23 protein-coding genes are annotated in these 25,752 nt (G+C 58.2%); 14 read left to right on the plus strand and 9 right to left on the minus strand.

The genetic code is table 11. From position 1 onward, the window contains the following. Nucleotides 1-227: 227 nt before the first annotated feature. The 5 genes from ABHV46_RS05135 to ABHV46_RS05155 all read left to right on the plus strand — a co-directional run bounded on the left by ABHV46_RS05135 (nucleotide 228) and on the right by ABHV46_RS05155 (nucleotide 6,046). Nucleotides 228-1,193 carry a glycosyltransferase family 4 protein gene (locus ABHV46_RS05135; protein ID WP_438383297.1) on the plus strand — a complete coding sequence of 322 codons (966 nt, stop codon included), beginning with the start codon at nucleotides 228-230 and terminating at the stop codon, nucleotides 1,191-1,193. A gap of 34 nt (nucleotides 1,194-1,227) precedes the next feature. After that, entirely contained in the window at nucleotides 1,228-2,379 is a 1,152-nt protein-coding gene (locus tag ABHV46_RS05140) for an autotransporter strand-loop-strand O-heptosyltransferase (RefSeq protein ID WP_438383301.1), read from the plus strand. Between the two features lies 1 nt (nucleotide 2,380). Then, nucleotides 2,381-3,736 carry an autotransporter strand-loop-strand O-heptosyltransferase gene (locus ABHV46_RS05145; RefSeq protein ID WP_438383303.1) on the plus strand — a complete coding sequence of 452 codons (1,356 nt, stop codon included), beginning with the start codon at nucleotides 2,381-2,383 and terminating at the stop codon, nucleotides 3,734-3,736. Nucleotides 3,737-3,773: 37 nt separating this feature from the next. After that, nucleotides 3,774-5,522 carry an AMP-binding protein gene (locus tag ABHV46_RS05150; protein ID WP_438383305.1) on the plus strand — a complete coding sequence of 583 codons (1,749 nt, stop codon included), beginning with the start codon at nucleotides 3,774-3,776 and terminating at the stop codon, nucleotides 5,520-5,522. A 239-nt stretch (nucleotides 5,523-5,761) separates the two neighbouring features. Continuing rightward, on the plus strand, nucleotides 5,762-6,046 hold the full coding sequence (locus tag ABHV46_RS05155; protein ID WP_025823789.1) for a hypothetical protein: 285 nt from the start codon (nucleotides 5,762-5,764) through the stop codon (nucleotides 6,044-6,046). Nucleotides 6,047-6,114: 68 nt separating this feature from the next. Here the strand turns inward: ABHV46_RS05155 and ABHV46_RS05160 are convergent, their stop codons facing one another. The 3 genes from ABHV46_RS05160 to ABHV46_RS05170 form a co-directional block, all read right to left on the minus strand. Beyond that, nucleotides 6,115-6,615, minus strand: coding sequence for a tetratricopeptide repeat protein (locus tag ABHV46_RS05160; RefSeq protein ID WP_438383307.1), 501 nt, complete (start codon nucleotides 6,613-6,615; stop codon nucleotides 6,115-6,117). A 146-nt stretch (nucleotides 6,616-6,761) separates the two neighbouring features. Continuing rightward, nucleotides 6,762-9,089 (minus strand): TonB-dependent receptor, encoded by a 2,328-nt coding sequence (locus ABHV46_RS05165; protein WP_438384266.1) that lies wholly within the window; start codon nucleotides 9,087-9,089, stop codon nucleotides 6,762-6,764. A gap of 262 nt (nucleotides 9,090-9,351) precedes the next feature. Continuing rightward, nucleotides 9,352-10,692 (minus strand): carbohydrate porin, encoded by a 1,341-nt coding sequence (locus ABHV46_RS05170; RefSeq protein ID WP_438383309.1) that lies wholly within the window; start codon nucleotides 10,690-10,692, stop codon nucleotides 9,352-9,354. Between the two features lie 606 nt (nucleotides 10,693-11,298). Here ABHV46_RS05170 and ABHV46_RS05175 point away from each other — a divergent pair. Together ABHV46_RS05175 and ABHV46_RS05180 are read left to right on the plus strand one after the other, a co-directional pair. After that, the gene (locus tag ABHV46_RS05175; RefSeq protein WP_438383311.1) at nucleotides 11,299-11,487 is read left to right on the plus strand and encodes a hypothetical protein; all 189 of its coding nucleotides are present in this window, start codon (nucleotides 11,299-11,301) and stop codon (nucleotides 11,485-11,487) included. After that, on the plus strand, nucleotides 11,466-11,621 hold the full coding sequence (locus tag ABHV46_RS05180; protein WP_438383314.1) for a hypothetical protein: 156 nt from the start codon (nucleotides 11,466-11,468) through the stop codon (nucleotides 11,619-11,621). The genes ABHV46_RS05175 and ABHV46_RS05180 overlap by 22 nt, the downstream gene beginning before the upstream one ends. Nucleotides 11,622-11,677: 56 nt before the next feature. Here ABHV46_RS05180 and ABHV46_RS05185 read toward each other — a convergent pair whose 3' ends face one another. From ABHV46_RS05185 to ABHV46_RS05205, 5 genes are all read right to left on the minus strand, one after another. After that, on the minus strand, nucleotides 11,678-12,805 hold the full coding sequence (locus tag ABHV46_RS05185) for an MDR/zinc-dependent alcohol dehydrogenase-like family protein (protein ID WP_438383318.1): 1,128 nt from the start codon (nucleotides 12,803-12,805) through the stop codon (nucleotides 11,678-11,680). Between the two features lie 29 nt (nucleotides 12,806-12,834). Continuing rightward, nucleotides 12,835-14,676, minus strand: a complete 1,842-nt coding sequence (gene dhaL / locus ABHV46_RS05190) for a dihydroxyacetone kinase subunit DhaL (protein WP_438383320.1) — start codon at nucleotides 14,674-14,676, stop codon at nucleotides 12,835-12,837. A gap of 879 nt (nucleotides 14,677-15,555) precedes the next feature. Beyond that, complete coding sequence (locus ABHV46_RS05195) at nucleotides 15,556-16,983, minus strand: sodium:solute symporter family protein (RefSeq protein ID WP_438383322.1); 1,428 nt, start codon at nucleotides 16,981-16,983, stop codon at nucleotides 15,556-15,558. Then, nucleotides 16,980-17,192, minus strand: coding sequence for a DUF3311 domain-containing protein (locus ABHV46_RS05200; RefSeq protein WP_438383324.1), 213 nt, complete (start codon nucleotides 17,190-17,192; stop codon nucleotides 16,980-16,982). The genes ABHV46_RS05195 and ABHV46_RS05200 overlap by 4 nt, the downstream gene beginning before the upstream one ends. A gap of 89 nt (nucleotides 17,193-17,281) precedes the next feature. Then, on the minus strand, nucleotides 17,282-17,965 hold the full coding sequence (locus ABHV46_RS05205) for a Fe2+-dependent dioxygenase (RefSeq protein ID WP_438383326.1): 684 nt from the start codon (nucleotides 17,963-17,965) through the stop codon (nucleotides 17,282-17,284). Between the two features lie 140 nt (nucleotides 17,966-18,105). On the opposite strand from ABHV46_RS05205, the gene exbB reads away from it, so the two are divergent. The 7 genes from exbB to ABHV46_RS05240 all read left to right on the plus strand — a co-directional run bounded on the left by exbB (nucleotide 18,106) and on the right by ABHV46_RS05240 (nucleotide 23,850). Then, nucleotides 18,106-18,858, plus strand: a complete 753-nt coding sequence (gene exbB, locus ABHV46_RS05210; RefSeq protein WP_336944725.1) for a tonB-system energizer ExbB — start codon at nucleotides 18,106-18,108, stop codon at nucleotides 18,856-18,858. Between the two features lie 2 nt (nucleotides 18,859-18,860). After that, nucleotides 18,861-19,295 (plus strand): TonB system transport protein ExbD, encoded by a 435-nt coding sequence (exbD, locus tag ABHV46_RS05215; protein ID WP_336944724.1) that lies wholly within the window; start codon nucleotides 18,861-18,863, stop codon nucleotides 19,293-19,295. Continuing rightward, nucleotides 19,292-20,185 (plus strand): energy transducer TonB family protein, encoded by an 894-nt coding sequence (locus tag ABHV46_RS05220; RefSeq protein ID WP_336944723.1) that lies wholly within the window; start codon nucleotides 19,292-19,294, stop codon nucleotides 20,183-20,185. Before exbD ends, ABHV46_RS05220 begins: the two co-directional genes overlap by 4 nt. Before the next feature lie 211 nt (nucleotides 20,186-20,396). Then, complete coding sequence (locus ABHV46_RS05225) at nucleotides 20,397-21,554, plus strand: MlaE family ABC transporter permease (RefSeq protein ID WP_438383330.1); 1,158 nt, start codon at nucleotides 20,397-20,399, stop codon at nucleotides 21,552-21,554. 3 nt (nucleotides 21,555-21,557) lie between these two features. Continuing rightward, nucleotides 21,558-22,328 (plus strand): ABC transporter ATP-binding protein, encoded by a 771-nt coding sequence (locus ABHV46_RS05230; RefSeq protein WP_438383333.1) that lies wholly within the window; start codon nucleotides 21,558-21,560, stop codon nucleotides 22,326-22,328. Continuing rightward, entirely contained in the window at nucleotides 22,325-23,287 is a 963-nt protein-coding gene (locus tag ABHV46_RS05235; protein ID WP_438383336.1) for an MlaD family protein, read from the plus strand. The genes ABHV46_RS05230 and ABHV46_RS05235 overlap by 4 nt, the downstream gene beginning before the upstream one ends. Then, complete coding sequence (locus tag ABHV46_RS05240) at nucleotides 23,284-23,850, plus strand: PqiC family protein (protein WP_438383340.1); 567 nt, start codon at nucleotides 23,284-23,286, stop codon at nucleotides 23,848-23,850. The genes ABHV46_RS05235 and ABHV46_RS05240 overlap by 4 nt, the downstream gene beginning before the upstream one ends. A 39-nt stretch (nucleotides 23,851-23,889) precedes the next feature. Here the strand turns inward: ABHV46_RS05240 and ABHV46_RS05245 are convergent, their stop codons facing one another. Next, nucleotides 23,890-25,704, minus strand: coding sequence for a porin (locus ABHV46_RS05245; RefSeq protein ID WP_438383341.1), 1,815 nt, complete (start codon nucleotides 25,702-25,704; stop codon nucleotides 23,890-23,892). Nucleotides 25,705-25,752: the final 48 nt, after the last annotated feature.

The following is a 25,752-nucleotide window of genomic DNA, read 5'->3' on the forward strand; positions in this document are numbered from 1 at the left end:
TATCTGCGCTCACTATCAAATATGCATTAATATAAGCTTGCATAAATTTTCAAATTAACGCAGATTTATGACTCTATATAAATAAATACAATGAGATTTTTATTATCAAGCGTAATAGTTATACGAAATATTAACTAAATAACCTCACCTTGATATTCCGTTGATCCTCGCAAAAATGAGAGCCACTATTAGGCTCTAGAGCACTTCACTTCGCGGACCATTACGACATGAGCAAAATTATTTTCCTCAACCCATATGATCCAAAGGCCATCTCCGGGGGCATCAAGGTGACCTATCAGCATGCCGGCATTCTCGCTAAACTGGGGCACGAAGTTTCAGTTTACCAACCAGCCGGCAGACCCGACTGGCTCGATATCTCCAGCCAGGTCACGATTTGCGACACATATGACCCGTCTCCGGATAGCGTCGTCGTCTTCCCTGAAACGCTGAGTGCTTTTCTACTTGACTACGCCAAGGCGCCTCATGCAGGCCCCAAGGTCATGTTCTGCCAGAACCAGTTCTATCTCTATAGCTACGGTCTTGGCGGTCAGGAGCTGCGGGATATGGGTTTCCAGCACTTCATCGTGCCAGGGCGTGAGACAGCGCGTTCGCTTTCCGCCGTTCTGCGCGTACCCAATGTCCACATCATCCCGAACTCGGTAGATACGGGCCTATTCTATCCGCGCCCAAAGCAGCTTTGCGTCGTGACAAATCCTGGCAAATGGCCTGCCGAGAGAGGCAACTCAGCGTTAGCCGAGCTCATCCTCGCGATGCTTCATCTGAAATACCCCCACACCAAAACTATCCCCTGGATCGCTCTGGAGAACATGCCGCAACGCGAAGTCGCCGAAGCGATGGGAATAGCCACGATTTTCCTCGCCCTGTCGAGACAGGAGGCGTCTCCCCTGACACCTCTCGAGGCCATGGCTTCACGCTGCGCACTGGTGGGGCTGCTCGGCACGGGCGGAAAAGACTACGCAACACCTCATAATGGCCGCTGGTTTTCGCCCGAACAATGCGAGGAAATCGTTGATTGCATCGCTTCGCTCCTCTTCGAGATCAGCCATGGGGCACCGAGCGTTGACAGCATGCTCGACGAAGCGGAAAAGACAGCAAAGCAGTATTCCGTCAATGCAACCTATCAAGCCGTAGCCCGGGTCTATGGCGAGATCTTTGCGCGAGCGGGCCTATAGCCCTCTCGACCAGAGAACAAAGAGCATAAAGTTTATGGACAGCACGCCGAGCCAGGTCGGACCAGAAGAGATAAGATACGATTTTCAGGAAGGCTGCCGCGTCAGTCTTCCCGAGGGTGACTGGCATCTTGAGATCAAGGATCTTCTTACCCAGACAGTTCTTTTCTCTGCGGAGAGCAAGGGCGGCTTCATAGCGAGCACGAAGAAATATTTTATTCCCTTTTTCGTCAAGGTGAGCCGCGCGGGCCAAGCCATCTTCGAGCACACCATGGATTTGCGCGATCAGGAAGTACTGATCGACATGCATCTTGGTGGTATTGGCGACCATATAGCCTGGATGGGACATGTCGAAGCCTTCATTCTCCGCCACCGTTGCCGCGTGACTTGTCTGGTTCGTTCCGGCCTCGCAGAGTTGTTCCAGAATGATAGAGACGATTTGAACGTTACTGAAGATCAGGATGTTCTGAACCGCGCCTATTATGCGCGCTACAAAGTTCTCATTTTCTTCAACGACATCAATCGCGACTTTCAACCTACCGATTATCGACAGGTCGGGCTGGGAGTATCGGGCGCCTATATTCTTGGGTTACCTCCCCATGACAGACTACCGTCAATCAGAATTGCCGAGGGTGACAGGCCAATCGAGGAAAATTACGTGTGCATCGCCACACAGGCTACCGGTCACAACAAATACTGGAACAACCCGACCGGCTGGTCGAGCATCATCCCCTTTCTTAAAAAACAGGGTTACCGGGTCATTTGTATAGACCGGGATCGTGTTTCAGGCAGCGGCACGATCTGGCACCACTTGCCGCATGGCGCAGAAGACATGACAGGCCAGATACCCCTCAGTGAACGTGCACGCTGGTTACGCCACGCCTCTTTTTTCATCGGGCTTTCAAGCGGACTTTCCTGGCTGGCCTGGGCGGCAGGATGTCCCGTCGTGCTGATCAGCGGCTTCACCGAACCTTATAACGAGTTCGCCACGCCTTATCGGGTGATCAATCGTAATGTCTGTAATGGATGCTCCAACGATATTACTCTTGAATTCGAACGGACAAATTATATGTGGTGCCCACGCCACGCCGATAGCGATCGCGATTTCGAGTGTACCAAGATGATCTCAGCACCTCATGTAGAGCAAGTCATTCGCCAGTTGATTGCCGACCGGCAGGATTGCGCCTGACATGAGCAATATCGATTCCATCATCGATTCGATTCTCAATTATTCGGGTCCGGGCAGCGCCTCTTCGAGGGTAGAAACCACAACAGAAGCGGACATGTCCGCTGACAAGCCTGAACTTTCTTCTTCCGAACCCGCTCCGCCTCCTTCCTCAACCCGTGACCCGCAGAGTTTTCCCGAGCCGCCTCACGCCGCGACGCAAACCGCCCCAGCCGGAATCTCATTCGATTTCAATCACGGAGCACGCGTCACTTTGCCTGAAGGACGCTGGCATGTCAGCCTGACCGATATCGACCGAAGCATTTGCCTCTACAGCTCAGAAGCGGGCGCCTGCACGATTATAGGCTCAAAGAAATACTTCATCCGCACACGCATCGAGGTACGCGCCGTAGGAACAGGTGAAATCGTCTTCAGCCATGATTACGACTGTCGCGATCGCGACGTCGCCATTCTGCTGCCCGGAGGGACACTAGGCGATGCGATCGGCTGGTTCTCATATGCCGTGAAATTCCAGCAGAAACACAAATGTCGGCTGATTATTGCCATGAATGCAGAAGCCTGCAAGCTTTTCGCAGGTCAGTATCCTGGCATCCGATGCTGCACCTTTGCCGAATACGAAAACCTCAAACATTTGTCTTACGCCACGTATCACATTGGCCTCTATTTCAATGATGAGGCGCATGACTGGCAGCCCTCTGATTTTCGCCTTGTCGGTCTGCACCGTACCGCGGCATATATTCTTGAAGTAGATCCGGCTGAAGTGCCGCCACGCCTGGTACCATGGCCGGAGGCTGGCCGCCCTATTGAAGCGCCCTACGTAGTCATAGCGACTCAAGCGTCGAGCCAATGCAAATACTGGAATAACCCGCATGGCTGGTTGAGTGTCATCTCCCATCTCAAGTCTCTTGGCTACGAGGTCGTCTGCATCGACAAGAATGCCGTTTCCGGCCATAGAAACCACTGGAACTACATCCCCCACGGTACCCGCGATGAGACGGGTGACCGTCCTCTTTCAGAGCGCGCGCACTGGTTGCGCCACGCCGCTTTCTTCATTGGGCTGTCGAGCGGACTTTCCTGGCTCGCGTGGGCGGCGGGTACGCCTGTGGTCATGATCAGTGGATTCACACATCCATTGAACGAGTTTGAGACCCCGTATCGTGTGTTCAATCCGCATGTCTGCAATAGCTGCTGGCACGACGTGCGCACACCATTCGAACATGCAAACCTGCTCTTCTGCCCGCGTCATCAGAACACGCCGAGGCATTTCGAGTGCACGCGGCTGATTTCCGCCGAACATGTCATATCCTATTGCGACGCCTTGCATCAGCAGGCTCTGTCCCCTCCTCCCGCTGAGGGCTGAAGCCCTTTGCCGAAGAGAAAATTGCGAGTGTTCAAGAATGTACGAAGAAGAACAAGCACTTGTCGGGGTCGAAGCGTGGAAAGAACGGACCCTGGTCGATCTGCTCCATTTCAGACGTCTAACCAAGGGCGATAACCCGATATTTCTCTTTCTGGGCGACGGCGAAAATGTCACCGGACAACTCAGCGCCGAGGCGCTGCATCGACAGGCGGGCCATGCGGCAGGCCATCTCGCCCGTACACTCGACCGAGGCTCTCGCGTCATTCTACTTTTTGAAAATGGTCTGGATTACATCGTCGCGTTTTTCGCGTGCCTTTATGCCGGGCATACCCCGGTTTCTGGCGTCTATCCCAGCTCAATCGGTGCCCGCGAACGTTTTTCGTTCATCCTTCAGGATAGTCAGTCTCATGCCGTTCTCGGCAAGAGAGAGACGCTTCAGCTCTTTTACCCAGACGGAGCGCGCTCGCACCCGATAAAGTGGGTTCCGCTCGAAAGCGCACTTCATGCCCCTCATGCCCTCGATCCTGTCGCGGCAACACCGGAAAGCCTTGCCCTTGTGCAGTACACCTCTGGCTCAACGGAAGATCCGAAAGGCGTGTGCCTCTCTCACCGCAACATATGCCATAATATTCACACCCAGCTCATTTCATTTCAATATCAAGACGATGATACAGGATTGAGTTGGTTACCTTTCACCCATGATATGGGATTGGTCGGCGCGGTTCTCCCTGCTCTGGCGGCAGGAAATCCTTTCTATTTCATGTCGCCTGACAAATTCATCGAGCGCCCGGCGCGCTGGCTCGACGCGATCAGCCGCTATGGCGCCACAATTTCCGGTGGCCCTGATTTCGCCTATCGCTACTGCGCGCGCCTGCCCAGGCAGGAGACTGCCACGCAGTGGGATCTATCGCGCTGGAAGATCGCCTTCAATGGATCAGAAAACATCAATCCCGAAACGCTCGAAAGTTTTTATAGCAAGTTCCATCACTGCGGCTTCAGGAAAGAATCCTTCTATGCGTGCTACGGTCTCGCTGAGAACGCGCTTCTCGTAACATCCGGTGTCAAGGGCGAAGGCGTGCGTCTCGCTGCATTTGAGCGTGTGGCGCTAAGCGAGGGCCGAGCGCTGGCCACGCTGACAGAGGACGCTGAAAGTACCGTCTTCCTGTCCAGCTGTGGCGCCCCTCATGAGGATCAGCATGTGCATATCGTCGACCCCGAAACCTCTGTTTTCCGAAGTGAGGGTCTTGTCGGCGAAATCTGGATCGATAGCCCAAGCGTTAGTGTCGGTTATCTCAACAACCCGTTGCGCAATGCGCTCAGCTTCGTGGAGATCGACGGAATCCGTTATCTGAGAACGCAGGATTTCGGTTTCATCCATCAGGGCGATTTGTTCCATGTCGGCCGAATGAGCGAAAAATTCATCCACGACGGGCTTACATTCTACACGAACGACATCGCGCTCTCGTTAAGCCAAGCGCTGGATAGCGCCCTGTGCCTGGTTGTGCCACCTTCCCTGCCCGAGCGCGACCTTCCCACCCTGATTATCGAATGCGAGGAAGCTCCGGATGCGCAGCATCTGAGAGCTGTACTTTTCGAGACACTAAAACGCCTCAGGATCACGCGTTTCGGCTACTACGCCATACGTAAGGGATACGTCATCCGCACCCCAAGCGGAAAATTGCGTGCGGATCTCACTCTGGACAATATTCTTTCGGAGAAATCGGCAATCCTGTTCAGCGGCGACACCCACGCCCCGATCACCACTGGCTCCTGCATGATCATTTGACGACAGGCCCCAGAGCCTTGTTGGATAAACACATGACAGATCCATAATGCTCACATTATGGATATTCTTCAAACTTGGCCTTGTGGGATAGCGGACACGTCACGTATGCACATAAGGCGAGGTTGCGATTAATCTTCGAAAACCCGTCCCGCGGTCGCAAAAATTGTGAGCCTCTTTCTGTTGTAACATTTCCGGCTCGTTCAGGCCGTATTTCTCAAATATCCAGAGGCATTCTGCAAATGGCAGACAATAATTCAGACAAGATCCTGCACCAGATTGCACAGGGCATTGCATCGCTTAACGCCGAATCCGCACCGATCATCTTCGCTGATAACGTGCCCGTCTATGGGCATGTCGGTGGAATCATCACGGTGACACTCGCAGCAGAGCGTCCTCATGGTAATGAGATTGTCATTGCCCCAACCGCCCATCTTCGATTGACGCCTAAAGCTGCCAAGCTTCTCGCGGAATCCATCCTGAAAGCCTTCGCCATGGGTGAACGCAAGGAAGCGTCAGTCAACTAAACGACGCCGGTTGCGGCTCTGATCTCTGAAAGTTACGGCTCAACTGCTTACATGATGTGTCGTGGGGCTTACTGCTTCATTCTGGCAAGGTTAGTTCTAGCGGCCTCATCACCGCAGGCGCTTCCAGCCTCGAAATAATGGCAGGCATAATCGTAGCTGGCCGCAACCGCGCCATAACCTTCTTCGTGAAGCAGGCCGAGCATATTGAACGCCTTGCTGACCCCACGACGTGCTGCCTCGACGTAATAAATGTAGGCCTGCGCCTTGTCGCGCGTCACGCCGTCACCCAACAAGTAGAGATCGGCAAGGTTGTAGAAAGCCCAACCCTCGCCTCCATCCGCAGCTGCCTCGAACAGGCTGCGTGCCAAGACGACATCACGCACCACACCCCAGCCCTGCTCATAAGCGCGACCGAGCATGTTGAGGGCCGTCGGGTGACGTGACTGGGCCGCCTGCACGAACAGGCGATAGGCCTCGTGAACGGCACCACGGTCGAGATGCCATTGTGCCAGATAAAGCTCCGCCTGGAGGCGTTCATCGAGTGCAGGCACAGCGGCAGGCATCGGCATCGGAAGAGCACTCCACAAGTCTCGCGTGGCTCAGGTACCTGGCTTTAGCCGCGGAGACAGGCTGGACAGTAGAAAGAGGCACGAGAGGGGAGCCTTTTTCCCCTCTCGTGCCATGCAGGGGCCCTTATCGAGCCGTGCCCCGTGCCTCAGAAGCGCAGCCCGATCGACCCGAGGAAGGTGCGGCCCGAAAGCGGCACGGCGCGGGATGCCGAGAAGGCAGACGCATAGTTGAGATGGTTGGTCAGGTTGTTTGCGTTGAACTGCACATGATAGCGCTCGTAGTCATATGAGAGCATGGCATTGAGCGACACATTATCAGGCATGCGAGCCGTATTGGCCTCGTTGGCCCAGTAACCTGAGGAATACTGCACGCCACCGCCAGCCGAGAGCTTGCCCTGTGTAGGCTTGAGCACGAGGCGGGAGAGGTTATAGGTGCTCCAGACCGACAGGCTATTGGCAGGAAGCTGGGGCGCCTTGTTGTTACGATAGGCAGCGCTATGCGTCACCTTTCCGCCCATATAAGCGTATGACGTATAGATCTCCCAGTCATTCGTGATCTTGCCGGTCGCGCTCACTTCCAGACCACGCGTCCGTCGGCCTGACCCTGCGTCCGAGAAGCCTGTGATGATCTGTCCCGAATCATCCAAAGTGAAGGAGTTGTTCTGCTCGATCTGAAAGATTGCCGCCGTGACGCCCAGCTTCTTGTTCAGGAAGTCGGCCTTGCCGCCGAGCTCATACAGATCGCTGCGCTGAGGCTTGAGGTCACGCCCGTTCGTCGCAACATCACTGATACCGGTCGAGCTCGCTGTCAGGGACGACACATCCGTACCGACTGGCTTATAAGACTGCGCAAAGGTGAAGTAGAATGTCGCGTTTTCGAAGGGCTCATACATCAGGCTGGCAGAAGGGCTGAACTTGTTCGAGCTTTGCTTCTGCAGCCCCTGAGCGGCAGCCGCAGCGCTCCAATAGGTCGCGCGGTAGCTATCCCAGCGCACCGTGCCATAGACCGAAACCTGCTTGGTCAGGTTGATCTTGTCGGCAAGGAACAGGCCGAGATCGCGAAAATCGGATGTGCGCCCACCCGAAGACGGATAGGTGATCTGAGTACCAGGATACTCAAATTGCGGGGTACGGATCAGCTGATTATTGGTCCGGTTGATATAGGTGCCATAGACGCGATCGTCTTTGGTATAGTTGATATCAACACCGGCGCGCACATCATGATGCAGGAAGGCCGTTTTGAACTTGGAGTGGCCCATCGTGACGTTCTGCACGCCCCAGCCTGCCTGCTCATAGGCCATGCCACCACCGGCGCCATAGGTCAGAGCCGGGTTCTTTCCTGCAAGAAACGCCGTCGCACACGCGCCGGAGCAGGCTGCGGGGTTCGTCGCCGCAAAATCTCGCGTATAATGCGAATAGCGCGTGTCATTCGACAAGGTGAGCCATTTCGCAATCTGCGACGAGAATTTCGACGTCACCATATGCACATTGCCGCTGTCGCGGTCGAAATTGCGCGAGTAATTGGTGTCACGTGCCAGACCGCGCTCTGTGATCGGGCGGAAGGTCGTGCCTGTCTGGATCATCGGCACGCCGTAATCGGGACGGCCGCGGCTGCCGAGCCACTGATAATTCAGATGCCAGGTATTCTTCGTGCCGAGTCCGACGCCGAGATCGGCCGCAGCGCCGTAGCGATCGGTGCGCACGTTGTTGCGGTCGGCCACCATCTGCTGGTTGTACATGCCGTTCACACGCAGGGCGGTGCGGGAGTTGATCTCGTAGTTCGCATCGGCGGAGCCGCGATACTGCATGCCGCTCCCGAAAGACTGATCGGCACCGAACGACTTGCCCAGATGGGCCTTTTTGAGCGTCTGGTTGATCACGCCGCCCACATTGCCCGCACCGAAATACTGACCGGAGGGGCCTTTGACGACCTCGACGCTCTCGGTGTTGTAGACGTCACGGACGTAATTGCCGAAATCGCGCAGACCGTCTTCGTAAATATCGCCACGTGCCTGCTGGCCACGGATACGGAACTGGTCACCGCTCATGCCACCATTTCCCTCACCGGCAGACATGGTGATGCCGGGCACGTTCGCCAGCGCCTGATCGAGGGTAAAGACGCGCTGCTCTTCGATGAGCTGCTTGGGCACGACGCTGATCGTCTGCGGCGTTTCGCGCACAGTAGCCGGCATGCGACCAATATCCAGCGACGTGGTGTTGGTGTTCATGGTGTTGACCGGTGTCGCACCGCGCACTTTCACAGCAGGCAGCTGCATGGCCGAGCTTTCAGTCGTCTTCGCGTCACTTGAGCTCTTTTCCTGCGCTTCTGCCTCTTCAGCACCGCAAAGACCGACCCCCGCCGTCAGTGCCAGAAGAAGAAGACGTTTCTGATTTCTCGCCACTTCACGAGATGACGACAGTATGTCTTCACGAGATGTCTGATAGTCAGAACGGCATCCGTAATCTTCTGGCATAGATTTCACCACTTTTCCGGTTTCAAATCCGAAGATCGCCACCCCACAACTTTGAAATATTTTGTCATCATTCGAATATCCCTTTTCAGAGATGGAAAATGACAAACTATTACATAATAACGCTCGGGCGCGTCTTCGCCGGCGGTGTTACCGTCACGTTACGAGAAGATGCAAACGATTCTTAAAATCTTTCTTAACTCGGACCTGGAGTGTGCCTTTTGCGTCACGCAACAGCACGTCTCAGAGGCAAATTTGGTTGCGTTCAAATGAATTCGATCTGGGTCTTGACCCCAAGCATCCATTGATTGCGCAAGTTACGCTGCGCGTTCGGGTGGACGTAATATTGCAGATCTGGCGCCACCGTGATGCCGCGCATCAGATGGATCTGGTACAACGCTTCGATAATCAGCGCGTCTTGTTGAACCAGAGGCGTCGAGGCACTGCTGGGCTTCTGCTGTGCCGCCTGGCGCCGCTGCGCGCGAGTGACGTGATGGGCAATGCGGGTATAGGCCATGTTGAGGGCGAGCATGTCCTGCGGGCGCTGACGTATCAGCCCGCGGACCATTATACCGACGGAATATTGCGCCGCCCTGAGCGCCGTGCGCGGGTTATTCCAGTACGCGCTCGCCAGTATCGTCAGGCCCGCATCGGGGCCACGCCCCGCAAAGCGAAATAGCTGCTGATCGGCCAGAACCCACGCTGACCACGATCCATCGACGACACGTGCAGGCGCACCCGTCAGACCAAGTATCTCACCATCATGGTCTTCGAACAGGCTGGTATGAGGCGCCGTATCGTAAACAGCGCCAAGCTTGTAATGTCCCGGAAGCGTACCCCCCTTACCCGCATGTGGCGCCCAGGCGAGTTCAAGCGGAATGGCTTCTCCATCGATGGTCGCACCATTGAACTTGAAGCCACTTCGCATTTGCGACAGCGCATATTGCGACGCTGCCTGCGTGAAATAGACTCCCGACTGAAGCTGAAGCGCCTCACTGATCTGCACCCTGAACCGTGCGCCCCAAGTTGCCGTGGGAAACGCCGCATGGGCCGTATTATCGCTCGCCGCTCTTGGATTGCCGCAGAAAGCGGCATTCATGAAATTGCAGTAGAGCGGATTGGCGGAGAAATCGGACAGGAAGGTCATGCGCCCTACTGCCGCATTGAGATGGTCATAGAACATCGACCGCTCAATATAGGCCGATACGAGATGGATCACGACGTTGCCGACCCCACCATAGGTCGCCTGGCTTGGGGTCAGATGATCGCCGAATTTGCGGCTCGTCGGCGCACCATAACCGCTCGCAAGCACGATATGCGTCGAGACGCCGGACAGTCCGGCCAGACGCTCCCAGTCGATATCGTTGCCGTAGGTCACGATACCTACATTGCCAACGCCCTTTTCATGCGACGGCGTTGGGTCGTTCAACATTGCCTGCATCTCGTTGGTGTTCTGCACATGAACGGCCACGCCTCGCTCACGCAGGGCCGATAGACCCGTCAGCACCTTGCCCGCCGCAGCGTGAGCCGCGGGCACAGGAGCGAGAACAACCGCGAGCAGAGACAGCCGGGCAAGCGGCAGCTTGATACGGGCATTACGTGTCATCGGGCTGGCTCCCTCTCGAGCGATGGCGTGCAAGAGGCTATCGCGGTGGTTTGTGGCATTTTTCGGCGCCCAATGCCCCTGCAATGCTTTGTCCGTTACGATATAAGAATATTCACCATAAAGCGGGAGTGAGCATGACGCCTGAACGCGCATTCGGGCAGGTCGAGATCCTCGACCAGAACCGTTCATCGGCGCCCCCTTTCCCGTCGTCACCGGCGCCGACCCTCTGAGCGACGCCATGATGGCGCGCATCGCCAATTGAACGAATCTGAGCGAAACGACCTCCCTGCCATGTCCAAAAACGCCGGAAGCCTCCTATCGTGTGCGCATCTTCACTCGGTCGAAAAAGCTGCCTTTTTCCGAACATCCCACGCGCAGCACGGCCTCGGTCTAAGCTGCGCTGCCCCGCAACGCGCATGGCGGTATGATTGTGGTGAAATGCGGTGTCGGTCTCGTGCAGTTAAAAGTGCACGAGGCGCGCTGAGTGTGGCGGCATATGCCTAGGCCCTCGCCGCGCTCAATCTGACATCAAATGAATTGCTCGATGCCGCTTGAGGGGATCACTGCCCCGGTTGGCGGGTTCTGCATCTGCGCGACCAGCAGAGCGTGCGTGACATCAGACCGAGCTGTCAGAGCATTGGTGGGGCAAAATACGGTATGGTAAGTGCCTGTTCCGAAGGCAGCGAGGCACAGTTCGAATTGCGTGCCTTTGCCGGGGGCTGGCACGATTATGAAGACCCCGTGACAGGCAGTCTTAACACCGCCATCGCCCAGTGGCTTATGGAAAGAACGTAGCCCCGTCACGCTACATCGCGTGTCAGGGTTCTGCGCTCGGACGCAATGGCCGCATCATCGTCGAGCGCGAAGGCGGCACAATCTGGATCGGCGGGGCCGTTATCCACAATATCAGAGGCACGCTTTCGATCTGAACGAAAAAAGGCGGCCCCTTTCGGAGCCGCCTTCCTGACCTGCAAGAGGGCCGATCTTACGGGATCAGAACCGTCTTGATGGACTTGTCGCCCTTCTTCATCAGATCGAAGCCTTCCTTCCACTGATCCAGCGGCAAGGTGTGGGTCACCACGCCCTCGACCGGCAGACGACCATCGGCAATGGCAGCGATGGTAAAGGGGTAGCAGTACGGGCCGAGATGCGAGCCAAGAACATCCAGCTCCTTGCGGTCGGAAATGATCGACCAGTCACAGGTCACTTCATCACCGAACACGCTGAACTCAACGAAACGGCCAAGCTTGCGGATCATGTGCAGGCCCTGACGGACGCTGGAGGGGTGACCTGTTGCTTCGATATAGACATCGCAGCCGTAACCGCCGGTCAGTTCCTTGACCTTGGCCACCACGTCTTCTTCGAGCGGGTTCATCACGATATCCGCACCGAATTTCTTGGCCAGATCCAGACGGTCCTGCTTGGTGTCGAGCACGATCAGCTTGCTGGGGTTCTTCAGGCGAGCAGCGCCCACCATGCCCAGACCCAGCGTACCGGCACCGGCGAGAACCACCACATCATCCAACTGAATATTGGCGCGGTTCACAGCATGAACGGAGCAGGCATAGGGCTCGATCAGGGCAGCAGCATCGAGCGGCATGTTCTCAGGAACACGATGGGTGCGCGACGTCTTGGGGAAGCGCATATACTTCGCCATCGCGCCGTTGGTGTTGTTCTGGAAGCCGTACAGGTCGTGACGTTCACACATCCAGTACTGACCGCCTTTGCAGTAGCGGCAATCGTCGCAGGGAACGATCTGCTCGCTGATCAGGCGATCACCGATCTTGTACTGGCTGCGCAGGTTCTCGCCAATCTCGACGGCACGACCGACGAATTCATGACCCGGGATCATCGGCGGCTTGACGTAGCGCGGCTGCTCCTTGTCGCCCCAGAAGGACGGTGCACCTAGGAAGCACTTGATATCGCCTGCACAGATACCAACCGCTTCGACCTCAATGATGATGTCGTCGGGGCCAGCGCGGGGCACATCCACCTCTTCCCAGCGATAATCGCCAGGCTCGTAGGCGACAACCGCATTCATCTTGGTCGGCAGAGTAACGCTGACTGCTTCTTTCTGCAGGGCGCCCAGATCGGGGGTGACGATTTTGTTCATGGTCTTGGGTCTTTCAGAAATGAGGCTGATCAGGCGTTGTGCTTGCGCGCCGGGGCCTCAAGTTCTTTCGCAATGGTCTGAAGGATGAGGCAGCAGGAGGTGGCACCGGCATCGAGCACGCCGCGTGACCGTTCACCCAGACGGCTGGCGCGGCCGATACGGGCCACCAGATCAATGGTAGAGTCACGACCGCGCTCTGCCGCTACCGACATCGCAATCAGGGCCTGTTCGAACGACTTGCCGTCATCCAGAGCCTTGTGAAACGCTTCGACGGAGGGTTGCAGCGTATCGACAAGGGTCTTGTCACCCACGCGGGCATTACCGAGGCTATTGATACCCGCGAGCGCCCCGTCAAGCATCTGGGCGAACAGCTTACCGTCAAGGAATTCGACATTGCGCAGCGGGATCGCCATGCCTTCGAAGAAGCGTCCGTAAAGCGGGCCCATCGAGCCGCCGATGCCGGCCATCAGGGAGTCGGACAGAGCATCGAGACCCTTTTCCATGACCGGCGGATTGGCGCCCAGAGCCTCGCCGCAGCGGGCAAAGCCTTTGGCCATGTTGATGCCGTGATCGCCATCGCCGATCTTGCCGTCGATCTCGCTCAGCCAGTCGCGCGCCTTGACGATGGCATCGACCAGAGCCGGAATGACCTTCGTGGTCTCGGAAACAGGCACGCCGCTCTTGGGTACGTATTTCTCACCCGTCTGCGTCTTGACCAGAGCCTCGACCGGATCGGCCTTGGCCGCAGGGGCCGCAGGGGCCTCGGCGGCTGGAGCGGCGGCAGCACCCGCGCCGACGCGCACCAGACCGATGGATTCAGCCGGCGCACCCATAAGGCGGTCCAGTTCCTCATCGGTCTTCATGACGGTCAGCGTGGCGCCCTTCATTTCGAGCGACGTAAAGAGATTGCCGACGAAGCGATGCGCCACTTCGATGCCCTTCTCCTTCAGGAGATCGGCCACATCGGCGTAAAGCACATAGAGTTCGATGATGGGGGTGGCGCCCAGACCCGAGAGCAGCACCGTCACGCGATCGCCCTTGGTGAAGGGCAGGTCCGGCAGGATGTGCTCGAGCATCAGCTTGGCGATGTCGCGCGAGCGGCCAAGCTCCTGAACCGACACGCCTGGCTCGCCATGATGCCCGATGCCGACTTCCATCGTGCCGAGTTCGATGGCGAAATTCGGATGACCGTTTGCGACGATGGTGCAGGGCGTGAGGCCGACACCGATAGACCGGGTATTGGCAATGGCCTTGCGAGCCGCGGCAATCACCTCATCCAGCGAGCCGCCCTCTTCGGCACGGGCACCGGCGGCTTTCCACATCAGGATTTCACCGGCAACGCCACGACGGCGCTCGGCTTCACTGGCCGGGGCAGACGCCACGTCATCGGTTGCGACAACCGTCTCGACCTTGATGCCGGCCTGCTGCGCATCGCGCGCTGCCATGCGAACATTCATCGTATCGCCAGCGTAGTTGCCGAAGAGGCAGGCAACGCCTGCACCCATATCGGCTTCCTTCATAGCGTCGAGGAAGCTCACCGCCGTAGGCGAGGAAAAGATCTCGCCGATCGCGACTGAGTCGAGCAGGCCCGTGCCTACGTAACCCAGAAAGGCGGGCTCATGGCCTGAACCGCCACCCGTGATCACACCGACCTTGCGACGGCCCGTGGTCTTGGCGCGCTTGACGACACGCGGATTGGCCGTCTCGACGATGATATCGGGATGGGCGAGAAGCGCGCCGCGCACGCCGTCTTCAACCACGCCATCGGGGTCGTTGAAGATACGGTCCAGCTTAGGACGCGATGCGGGAGACTGGGACGAAGCGCCATCGCCATGACCGGTATGCGCTGCGTAAACGAGAGAACGATCCATAATGGGCCCCATACTGAATGCCGGGAAAACACCCTGTGTGCCCAATCGTCTTAACCGTAACAGCCATTCTGCGTAAAATCACACTAACGAGAGTTATATTCGTGACTTAATATGTGGGGTTTTTATGGTTTGGTTTCTTCCACCCTGCCCAATCCCAGCCGTATTTCGCATATAAAATCGTTCTTAACAGAGACTTACGATAATATCCCGTAGAGAGTCCGCATTTAAGAAGCGTGTAATCACTCTGTGCACGAACTGAACAAATGTTATATTTTATGTCACGCAGATTTCGTCGTTACGGCAATTCGTGACAAGTCAGGCTTTTCGTGGACGGCCAGAAAAACTTCAAGAAAATATCTAATATCAATAAGAGATAACGATATATTTGTAATATAATATATGGCATCATAAAATATATATAATCTTGCCACTTCGCAATAGTATCGCAGTTATCCGAATTTGATATTTTATTTCTATTCTATATTATATAATGACCTCAGAATCAGACCTTCCGAATCGGGCCCGGTCACAAGCGCAATTCTATGCAATCATCACACCGAAAGTCTCTCCATGAACTCTCTATCACTGCGACAAAACGATGCCTGGATGGGACATACGACTCTCATCAGAACCGAACTGCCTAGAGCCAGCGACGCGTGACTTGCGCAAGGCCGCCGGTTCGCCTGTCATAGGGACGGCTGGCTGCTCTGTTTTCAAACAGAATCCTGATCCCTGCGTTTTTTGCCAGGCCTTACAGCCTTATGGGTTACGTTGCGCAGTGATATGCTTTGCCGCATCGGCCCGCTATCCGGCTCGATTCTGGCGGCGGCGATTCACCTTCCCCAGAGCGTCTCGGAGAGCGCCGGTTTCGACACGACCTCACTTCGTCCCCTCTCCAGGCACAGCCTCCCCCAGGGACACGCCTGGTCCTGAGCGAGCGTTACGCCCAGGCATTCCTCCCTGAAACAGAACAATGAGATTGATCGCGAGAGCCGGCAATGCGGGGCCGATACCGCCCGTATTCACCTGCCCGAAAAACAGCCCTGAACCCGCAATCAGGCCAGTGACGAGCCCGGTCAGCACGCGGAGGGGTGAAAGGCGACACCCTGACACACAAAGCAGAACAGCAGGCAGGAGCTGCACCAGCCCGACATAAAAAAGGCGGTTCATCGTCACGATCAGGGTCGTCTGTGTGGCGGCGCTCACCACCGAGAGGATGAGATAAGCCAGGATCACCGCAAGCCCAACGCGCTTTTGCGCAGCAGCCGGTACATTCGGAACGATCGAGCGGGTTACGATTGCAGCAAGACTCAGACAGACCGCCCCGAGCCAGACGAGCGCCGTGAGTGCCACAGCTCCGGCAACCAGACCGGCCGCCCAGGACGGAAGCAGGGAGAACGCTACGGAAAGAAACACCCTGTCGGGACGCGCCGAGGCTAAAGGATGAGTCAGCCCGTAAAATGCCACGACCGCGAGTAGCGGAAATAACACCATGTAAAGCGGCATCCATATCTGGGCGCGCCGGATTGTTTCGGGATTACGCGCAGAGAAAACCGCAGCGGCGGTCTGCGGTGCGATACAGAAGCCGATAGCCTGCGTCAGAATCGTGCTGATAATGAAGGTGCATGACGATACCGGGTGCGGCCCGGCCCCACCGAGCGCCACGGCAAGCGGCAGGGCCTCCCCCTGCCGCCAGTGCAAAAGAGCGATGATGGCGACGCTGAAGATCGCGATCAGGATCAACGTGTCTTTCAGCGCCGCAGTCCACGCCGCCCCACGCAGCCCCGCGCTCGCGACAAACAGAAATGCCAGTACCGCGGCGGACACAGACAGAACAAGCGGGGAGATTGGCAAAGCCAGAGCGGCAAAAACGGCATTGAGCCCGATAAACTGCATCGTGCCGAGCGGCAGCATCAGTATCACGAGCACGCAGCCAGTCACGCGGGCCAGGAGACGACTGTCGAAATATCCACCCAGAAGATCGGGCAGGGTAATGGCGCCATAATGCTGCCCGACCTGCCAAAGCCTGGGATAGAGGAGCATGCCCACAGGAAAAGCCAGCAGGATATAGCCCATGAACCATAGCGCGACCTCAACAGACGCGCTGGCAGCAATCCCCCCCGGAAAGCCGAGGACAGAACCGATCGAATAGGTCTCGCCTACCGAAAGCAGAAAGAACAACATGGCCCCGAACTGGCCGCGCGCCGCGAAAAAGGCTTTCGGATCTTTACCGGACGTCCCGCGTCCCGCGACAAGAGACAAACCGAAGGCAAGCGCCAGAACGACGAGAAAGGCCCCGACCCTCATCGATCGGCATCAGCTGGGGCGCAGGACGCAGCCAAAGCGAGACACAGAGTCGTCAGAGGCAGGCAGGCAAAAAGCCAGAACAGAGCTATCGGCACCCCCAGAATGCGAAACGGCGACACATAGAGGAACGGCATGGGCAAAAGCACCGCGCAAAACGGCAGGGCAACGAGGCCGTACCGCAGCCGGATGCCGGAGGAGCGAACAGACATGGCAGGCACTTTGTGATCTAAAGGTCGGAGCTACGACATAAAGCCAAGCCCGTGCACCGTGCCAGCCTGGAATGTGCGCCGGGGAGACGTCACAATTCGGCCCATTGGCGCAGAAGATTATGATAGGTCGAGGTTAGCCCCAGAACGCCGGGATGATCGTCAGGCAGGGTCTTGCGTGTTTCGATGATCGAGCGGTCGAAATCGTAAAGCAGCGCACGTTTCGTGTCGTCACGCACCATGGACTGGCTCCAGAAGAAAGAGGCCCAGCGGCTGCCCCGTGTCACTTCGCTCACACTGTGCAGGCTGGTCGAGGGATAGACAACCATATCGCCTGCGGGCAGTTTTACCCGTTGCTCACCGTAAGTATCCTGAATGACCAGTTCGCCGCCGTCATATTCGTCGGGGCCGGTAATGAAGAGCGTCGAGGAGACATCGGTGCGAATGCGAAAACCGCTCTCGGGGATCGGGCGGATCGCATTATCGACATGCGCCCCGAATTTCATACCGATATCATAACGATTGAAAAGCGGCGGAAAGACACGCAAGGGTAGCGCCGCACTGTTGAATGTCGGGTTGCGTCCGAGCGCGCGCAGAACGATCTCGCCCAGCTCACGAGATTCTGCCGAGTCCTGCGGCACCTGCAGATTGTTCTTCGCTTTGGCCGATTGCTGCCCTGCCGTCACCTTGCCGTCGAGCCAGGCCGCCTGCTCGAGCGTCTCGCGGCAATAGCGCAGTTCGTCTGCGGTCAGGACATTGGGAATATGAACCAGCATGGGTGCTCTCCTTACGAAATCGAGTTCTTGTAATTGAGAATGAATCTGATTAACACATCAGGACCGCACGGTTACACCCCGTAACAAGAACAGGATGCGCCCGCTTTCGGGTTGCCGCACCAGAAAAACAGGAGAGCCCCATGGCTACGCCCGTTGGCGATCTCGCCTCACTTCCCTTCACGCCGTGGGAAATGTTTCTCGGTGCCGGTCTTGTCGTGCGCTGCGTTATGATACTTCTGATCGTTGCCTGCGTGATCAGCTGGGCGGTTTTTGCGGCAAAAGTCGTCGAGATGATCCGCGTCAGGGCGGCGCTGGCAAGAACCGAAATCAGGGTAGAAGAAGCCGCCTCGCTCGAAGCCGCCCACGCTCTCTGCCCCGATATCGGCATCGTCAAGGCGCTGCTGAGTGCGGCCTCGAATGAGTGGACGCGCTCAGCCGATGTGCTCGAGGACCGCGAGGGACTGAAAGAGCGCATCATGCTGCATCTCGAACGTCTGGAATCAGCCGAGGGCCGACGCCTGATGCGCGGCACGGGCATTCTGGCCACCATCGGGGCTACAGCGCCGTTCATCGGTCTGTTCGGCACGGTCTGGGGTATCATGACCTCCTTTACCGGCATTGCGGCAACCAAGGCCACCAGCCTCGCCGTGGTGGCACCGGGCATCGCCGAAGCCCTTCTGGCGACAGCGCTCGGACTCGTCGCGGCCATTCCAGCCGTTGTCATCTATAACTATCTCTCCCGCCAGTGCCTCGGCTGCAAAGCTCAGGTGGGGGATCTGACGGCGCTCATTCTGCGCCTCGTGTCTCGCGATCTGAGCCGGCTCCATGTCCAGAGCCATGGGGCGCAGGTGCTGCGTTTTGCTACGCCGCGTGCCGAGCAGGCCGGACGCTAACCATGGCCCTGCGTATGCGCCATGCGGATGACACCGCGCTTGATGCCCATGAGCTGAACGTCACACCGTTGATCGACGTCATGCTTGTGCTGCTCGTCATTTTCATGGTGACGGCACCGCTCAGCACCGTGAATGTGCCGGTCGATCTGCCTTCCTCGACACAGAAACCCGCCCCGCGCCCGGCCAACCCCATTTTCGTGACCGTCAAGGCCGATCACAGCCTCGCTCTGGGCGAGGACGATATCAGCAATGACGATTTACCCGCCAGACTTCTGGCCCTGACAAACGGCCACAAGGATGAGCGCATTTTTCTGCGCGCCGACAAGACCGTCGATTACGAGACGCTCATGAAGGCCATGGACCTTTTGCGCAAATCCGGCTTCCTCAAGGTCGCCCTAGTCAATCTGCAAGGCCAGGAGGAGGGCGACGAACCGTGACGGCTCGCGACCTGCGCCCCTCCCTGCCCGCAAGCCCCGTCTCACCTGCCCTTACGGCGACAGGTGAGACGGGGATCATGCCATTCCGGCAGGCCTATCAGATGCATCTGCAACGCGAGGCCGCCCTTCGACGCCGTTGCGGAGGCTATTCGGCAGCATCCATCGCCTTGGTGGCTGGGCTTGCTCTCGGTCTGGTGGCCATGATTCCAGCCAGCTCCCCGCCGCCTTTCTCACCGCCACCAGCAGCTATTGCGATCGATCTCGCGCCAGAACCCGCCAGCGTGCCGGCGCCACCGCAACAACGCCCGCCTGGACCGCCACAGATCGCGACACCTGAGCCCCCGGCGCCGGAGAAGCCGCCTGAGGTGATGGCACCCCCTTCCCCGGCGCCACTGCCGCCCGTGCCGGTCCCGCAGAAGATCAAGGTCGCGCCGCACCGCAAGGTCGCGCCCTCTCCGCCCGTGCCCAAGCATTTGCCGCCGCCAGTGCCGACGCAATCGGCCGCCGATACGGCACCTCCGCCTTCGGATTCGCCCCCCTCGACTGTATCGGCGACGAATGCCAAGGGGGCACCGTCCTCACGCGAGGCGTCTCAGGCTAAGGAAAGCTGGCAGGGCAAGCTTCTGGCCCGTCTGGAACGGTTCAAGCGCTATCCGGCTCAGGCTCAGGCAGAGCATCAGGAAGGCACACCGATGCTACGCTTTACCATGGATCGCAAAGGCCATGTCCTGGCCGCATCTCTTGTGCGCCCCACCGGTTATGCGCTTCTCGATGAGGAGACGCTCGCTCTGGTGCGTCGGGCCGAGCCCCTGCCTGAGCCACCCGAGACGATCGAGGGGGCAACGCTCACCCTGACAGTGCCGGTCGAGTTCTATCTGGAAGCGCATTGAGACCAGAGCAGAACTGACCGCTACCGCCCGAAAAACTCGACAATAAACGGGTGCAAAAGGCTTTTACCGGGCTCCATTCCGATCACATCTTGAGCACGAGCGATCAAAGCCTGACCTAATTGCGCCGGTTGCAGGGGCCTCTTCCTTGCCAGACCGGGCGCATGTGATCAGAATACAGCAGCATGACTGTAGCACTCGCAAAGACTTCATCATGGCCCTGACAGAGACCTCAGCCCCCCATGGCGCCGTGGCCTCTGACACGCCGCCGAAATGGCGCGTGGAAGCGAGAGGAGGCGGGTCCTGCCTCGTTCTCTCCGGCGTCTGGCTGAGCCATGATGCCGCGCTTCCCGAGTTTTCGGGCGATGTCGCTGGCATCGGCACGGTTCTGACCTGCGACACGCAGGATGTGTCCGGCTGGGATACCGGGCTTATCGCTTTTCTCTGGGATGTGCGGCGCAGCTGCGACAATGCTGGCAGGGTTTTCGATGTCGCCTCGCTGCCGCATCCCATGCAGCAATTACTCGATTTGCTGCCAGACAATGCGGCACCAGTTCTGCCCGCACGTGCCAAAAAACTCCCGTTTCTCGAATCCGTCGGCGTCAAATCCATTGCCATACTGGCGGAGATCGGCACTGTCTCCGGGCTCGCCGGACGTACGGCGCTTGCCGCCTATCGCTCGCTTTTCGGCAAGGCCGGTCTCCGACGCAGCGATCTGGTGAGCGATCTCTTTAATGCCGGGCCGTCCGCGCTCGTGATCGTCGGCGTTGTCAATTTTCTGGTCGGGGCCATTCTGGCCTTCGTCGGCGCCGTACAGTTGCAGAAATTCGCTGCGGGCATTTATGTGGCAAGCCTTGTCGGCATTGCGACCGTGCGTGAGATGGCGGCAGTCATGACCGCCATCATCATGGCAGGCCGGACAGGTGGCGCCTATGCGGCGCGCATCTCGACCATGCAAGGCAATGAGGAAATCGACGCGCTGAAAGTATTCGGCATATCGGTCTCATCCTACCTCATTCTGCCAGCGGTTCTGTCGCTCGTGTTCACCATGCCCTTTCTTTATCTCTATGGGTGTCTGATCGGTATGCTCGGCGGCTATATCGTGGCCATTTCGATGCTGGACATCACGAGCCTCGGCTATTTCCATCAGACGATCATCGCCTTCGGTATCGGACAGTTTATCTTCGGCTTTATCAAGAGCATTGTCTTCGGCGCCTTTATCGGGCTGACGAGCTGCCGTATCGGCCTCAAGGCCGGGCGCTCTGCCGCCGATGTCGGCATTGCGGCAACCCATGCCGTCGTGATCGGCATCGTGGGGGTGATCGCCCTCGATGCGGTTTTTGCCATCATTGCCAATAGCGTGGGGATCTGAGCCATGGCGCAGGATTCCATCATGACCCTGCAGGATGTCACCCTGGCTTTCGGCCCGAAAGTGATCCAGTCCGACATCACCCTCTCGGTCAAACGTGGCAGTATCTTCGCCGTCATGGGCGGGTCGGGTTGCGGCAAGTCGACCCTTCTCAAGAGCATGATCGGCCTGCTGAGCCCCACGACAGGCCGTTTTCATGTCGGCTCGCAGGATTACTGGGCGGGCAGCGATGCACAGCGTACCGAAATCAATCATCGCTTCGGCGTGCTGTTTCAGAGCGGTGCGCTATGGAGCTCGATGACCGTTGGCGAGAATGTCGCCCTGCCTCTGCAAATGTTCACCGATCTCGGCCCACGCGCCATCAGGCGTCTGGTCGAGCTTAAACTGGCTCTGGTCGGACTGCTCGAAGCAATCGACCTCACCCCGGCCGAGATCAGCGGTGGCATGCGCAAGCGGGCGGGGCTGGCCCGCGCGCTGGCGCTCGACCCTGACATATTGTTTTTCGACGAGCCTTCAGCGGGGCTCGACCCGATCACATCGGCCAGACTGGACGATCTGATCCTCAATCTGCGTGACGGGCTCGGCGCGACCATCGTAATCGTAAGCCATGAACTGCCCAGCCTGTTCAGCATCGCCGATGACGGGATTTTTCTCGATGCCATCTCGAAGCGCCCCATCGCTTTCGGCTCGCCGCGCGACTTGCGCGACAACTGCACCGACCCTCAGGTTCATGCCTTCATGAACAGACAACGCAACGAAGAAGGAAACGCATCATGAACAGACAGGCGCTCGTCGGTGCGTTCGTTCTCGGAGGGATGGCCCTTATGGTCAGTGCCTTCGTCTTCTTCGGTAATTTTCATCCCTTCACCCATACAGAGCGGGCTGTCCTGATTTTTCGCGGCTCGACAAACGGCCTGACCGTTGGAGCGCCGGTCAATTTCCGGGGCGTTCAGGTCGGCGCAGTCGATCGCATCGCCATCGAATACGATCCTAAAACGCGTGAAGCGTTCATCCCGGTCTATGTCACGATCCGCCAGAACGATATTCTCGTTGCCGGAGAAAAGCATGGCCATGTCCCCGGGCTGGGCGAACTGGTGGCGCACGGATTGCGTGGCGAGATCAACCTCAAGAGCTTCGTGACCGGCACGTCGCAGATCGATCTCGACGTCTCACCCGGCACGCCCGCCGTCCTGCACCCGCAACTGACCAGCGAAGTCGAAATTCCGACACGACAATCCTCGATCCAGGCCATGACAAACACGCTGACACATCTACCCTTGCGTCAGATCAGCGACGATGCCGCGGCAACCCTTGCTGTCATCCATCACCTCGCCGAGACACTCGACCAGCGCCTTCCTGCGCTGGCCAACAGTTTGCAGGAGACTTCGGATCATAGCCGCGCCACGGTCGATGCTGCCCATGAGATGCTGACGACCTTGCAGCCGCAATTGCTGCGCACGCTACAGAGCGTCGACCATCTCGCCATGACAGGCAGTGACCAGCTTTCGGCCCGAGGTCAGGAATTGCATGCGCTGCTTCAGACCAGCCGCGACACCATGGCGACTGCCAATAAAACCATAGCCAATCTGCAGGGCATCACCTCACCGCGCTCCATCGACCGCGCCAATCTGGATTCAAGCCTGCGCGATATCGCCGCCGCCGCCGCCGCGCTGCGCGGCTTCGCCAACGACGTCGAGCGCAACCCGCAACTTCTGCTGACAGGACGCCGCCAATGAGCTTGCGCCCCCTTCTCTCCGTCCTCGCTCTCGGGCTGCTCTCAGGCTGCGCTTCAGCGCCCGTCCAGTTTTATACGATTGCCCCGACCGCCAGCGATGTCACGCTCGCGCAGAAGAACGCGCCGGTTACCTACGTGCCACGCGTATCACTGCCCGATTATCTCGATACGCAGGATATTCTGGTGCGCGACGGCAATCGCCTCATCCGCAGCAGTAATGGGCGCTGGGCCAGCCGCCTGTCGCAATCGGCGACCGATCTGATCGTGGCGCGACTGTCGCAGGATTTGCCCCAACGCATGATCACCGCCTATCCGCCGATCGACACGCCTGAGTCACGCCTCGGCATCACCATCGAACGTATGGACCTGCTCCAGCAGGGGCAGGCGACGCTGATCGCCTCCTGGACTGAATTGCCGAGCGACGAAGCCAGTCCGCCACAACAGGGCCGTGCCGCTGTCAGCGTTCAGGGCAGCGTTGTCGATGACGCGGCAAAAACTGCCTTGTTGCAGAAGCTTTTCGAGCAACTGTCCGACAAGATCACCGCCAGCCTCGCGTCGCGCTGAAGACCCTTTGCGGGGAGCCCTCCCCCGCAACGACCGGGCTCAGAAAGCCGCCTGAATGCGGCTGCCCAGCGCATTGATCGAGCGGCCCTTGGTATTGACGCTGCCCACCGTCTGGGAGCGCGTAGCATTGATATGGCTGTATTGCAGCTGAATGCGGAAATGGCGGTTGATATACCAGTTCAGCCCACCCGCCCAGACGGTCTGTACGCCTCCGCGCACGCCTCCCGTGACCGAGGCGGGCATGTCCTTGATGATGTCGCTGTTGAAATCCATGACGCTCCAGCGTCCGACCAGTTCGAGCGCGCCCCACTGGTTGTTCCAGAAATCGACATCCTCTCTCGGTGCCGGTGCGGAAAATGCTGCGTCTTTGGGGCTGTAGCGGCGTGGCTGGCCGAACAGCGTATAGCTGCCAGCCACGTAATAGCCATCGAAGCCAAGATTGGGTGCCGGGCCCTTGCGACGGGCATCGGCATTTCGGTCCACCCCGATATGATAATATTCCGCCTGAAGCACGGCCTTGTCGTAACGTAGGGCTATTTCCGGCCCAACGGCCCAGACCTTACCGACATCGGCAATCGTACCGCTCGACACCAGACGCTCATTGGTCAGACGGATTTCGGGGCGGTCGCTGATAGACAGCAGGCGCCCCTGCGCCGTCTGGTTGCGCTTGAAAGACATGGTCGATGACATGCCCAGATGAAGATCCACATTCGCAGTCGCGACAGGCCGCCCCGCAACACGCAGAAGCCCGCCCATCTGACTGTCGGATACGGTCGGGTCGGTTGTCCGGTCGCCATAGGTCTGGCCCGTCAGATAGGCACCGAGATACCAGCGTTTCTGGTGCGTGCGCCCGCCCACACTCAGCCTCGTATCGCCCGCAGCGATCTGACGCACCACTTCGGAAATTGACGCACGCTCCATGAGAATGAAGCCGTTGGAGGACTCGGAGTCCTGCATGGTAACACGCGGCTGATAATAACCAACGGTAAACTGCGAGTTGTGAATGCCGCTATAGACAATATTTGCCTCATAAAGCCCTGCCGTACCGTCGACTGTGCGCCCCCATTCGGGCGTCAGATTGGCGAGAAGATTGCCATAGCGCCACGTCAGCGGCAGACGCAGGCGACGGGCATTTTCGTTCATTTTCGGGAAACGTCCCGTCTGCCCCTGCGCCGCCCCGCCCGAAGACGGAAAACCGCCAATATCGAGATGCATCACGAGACCGACCGAGAAGGCATAGAGCCCGTCACTCGACGCGATGGTGGGGCGCCCTGCGGGAAAGCCGATCCGTATCCCGCCAATATCGACGGTCTCTGCCGTGCGCGTGGCGCGACGGAAATCGGCCAGAGACATGTTCAGACCGTGATCGGGCGGCGGGATAAGATGCGTGTCATAGGCGACCTGGGGGTTGGAAGGCGTGCCTTCGCCCTTCATCGAGGCTGACGCCAGTTGAACCGGCCCCGACGTGGTGGACACAGAGCGCGGCTGAGATAGCGCCGCGTCAGCCGCAGATGTCGCCACAGGTGACGGTCGGGTGCTCGCCAGGGCAGTCGTGGGCTCGGCTGGTGCTGCGTGGGTCGGTAGAGGGGCAGCGTGACGGGAGGGATGACTCCTGACTGCGACACCTCCCGTAGCGCCTTGACCGGGCTGCGCCTGCGCCAGTTCGGATTTACGGCGCAATGCGCGCTCTTTCGCCAGTTCGTGTCGCAAATCGGTGATCTGGCCCTGCATCTGCGCACGCATCTCCAGCATTTCCCGGCGAAGGGCCGCAATATCGTCCGACTGGCTGGCTGCCAGAGCCGAAGCGGGAATCGTGGCGCCGCAAAGCAGCAGCATGGTCGTGAAATGGCGCACGTGCATAGGTTCGACAAAGCTCTGATCTGAACTAACTGCGCGCTGCTA

Source organism: Asaia sp. BMEF1, assembly GCF_051628905.1.
Taxonomy (GTDB): Bacteria; Pseudomonadota; Alphaproteobacteria; order Acetobacterales; family Acetobacteraceae; genus Asaia.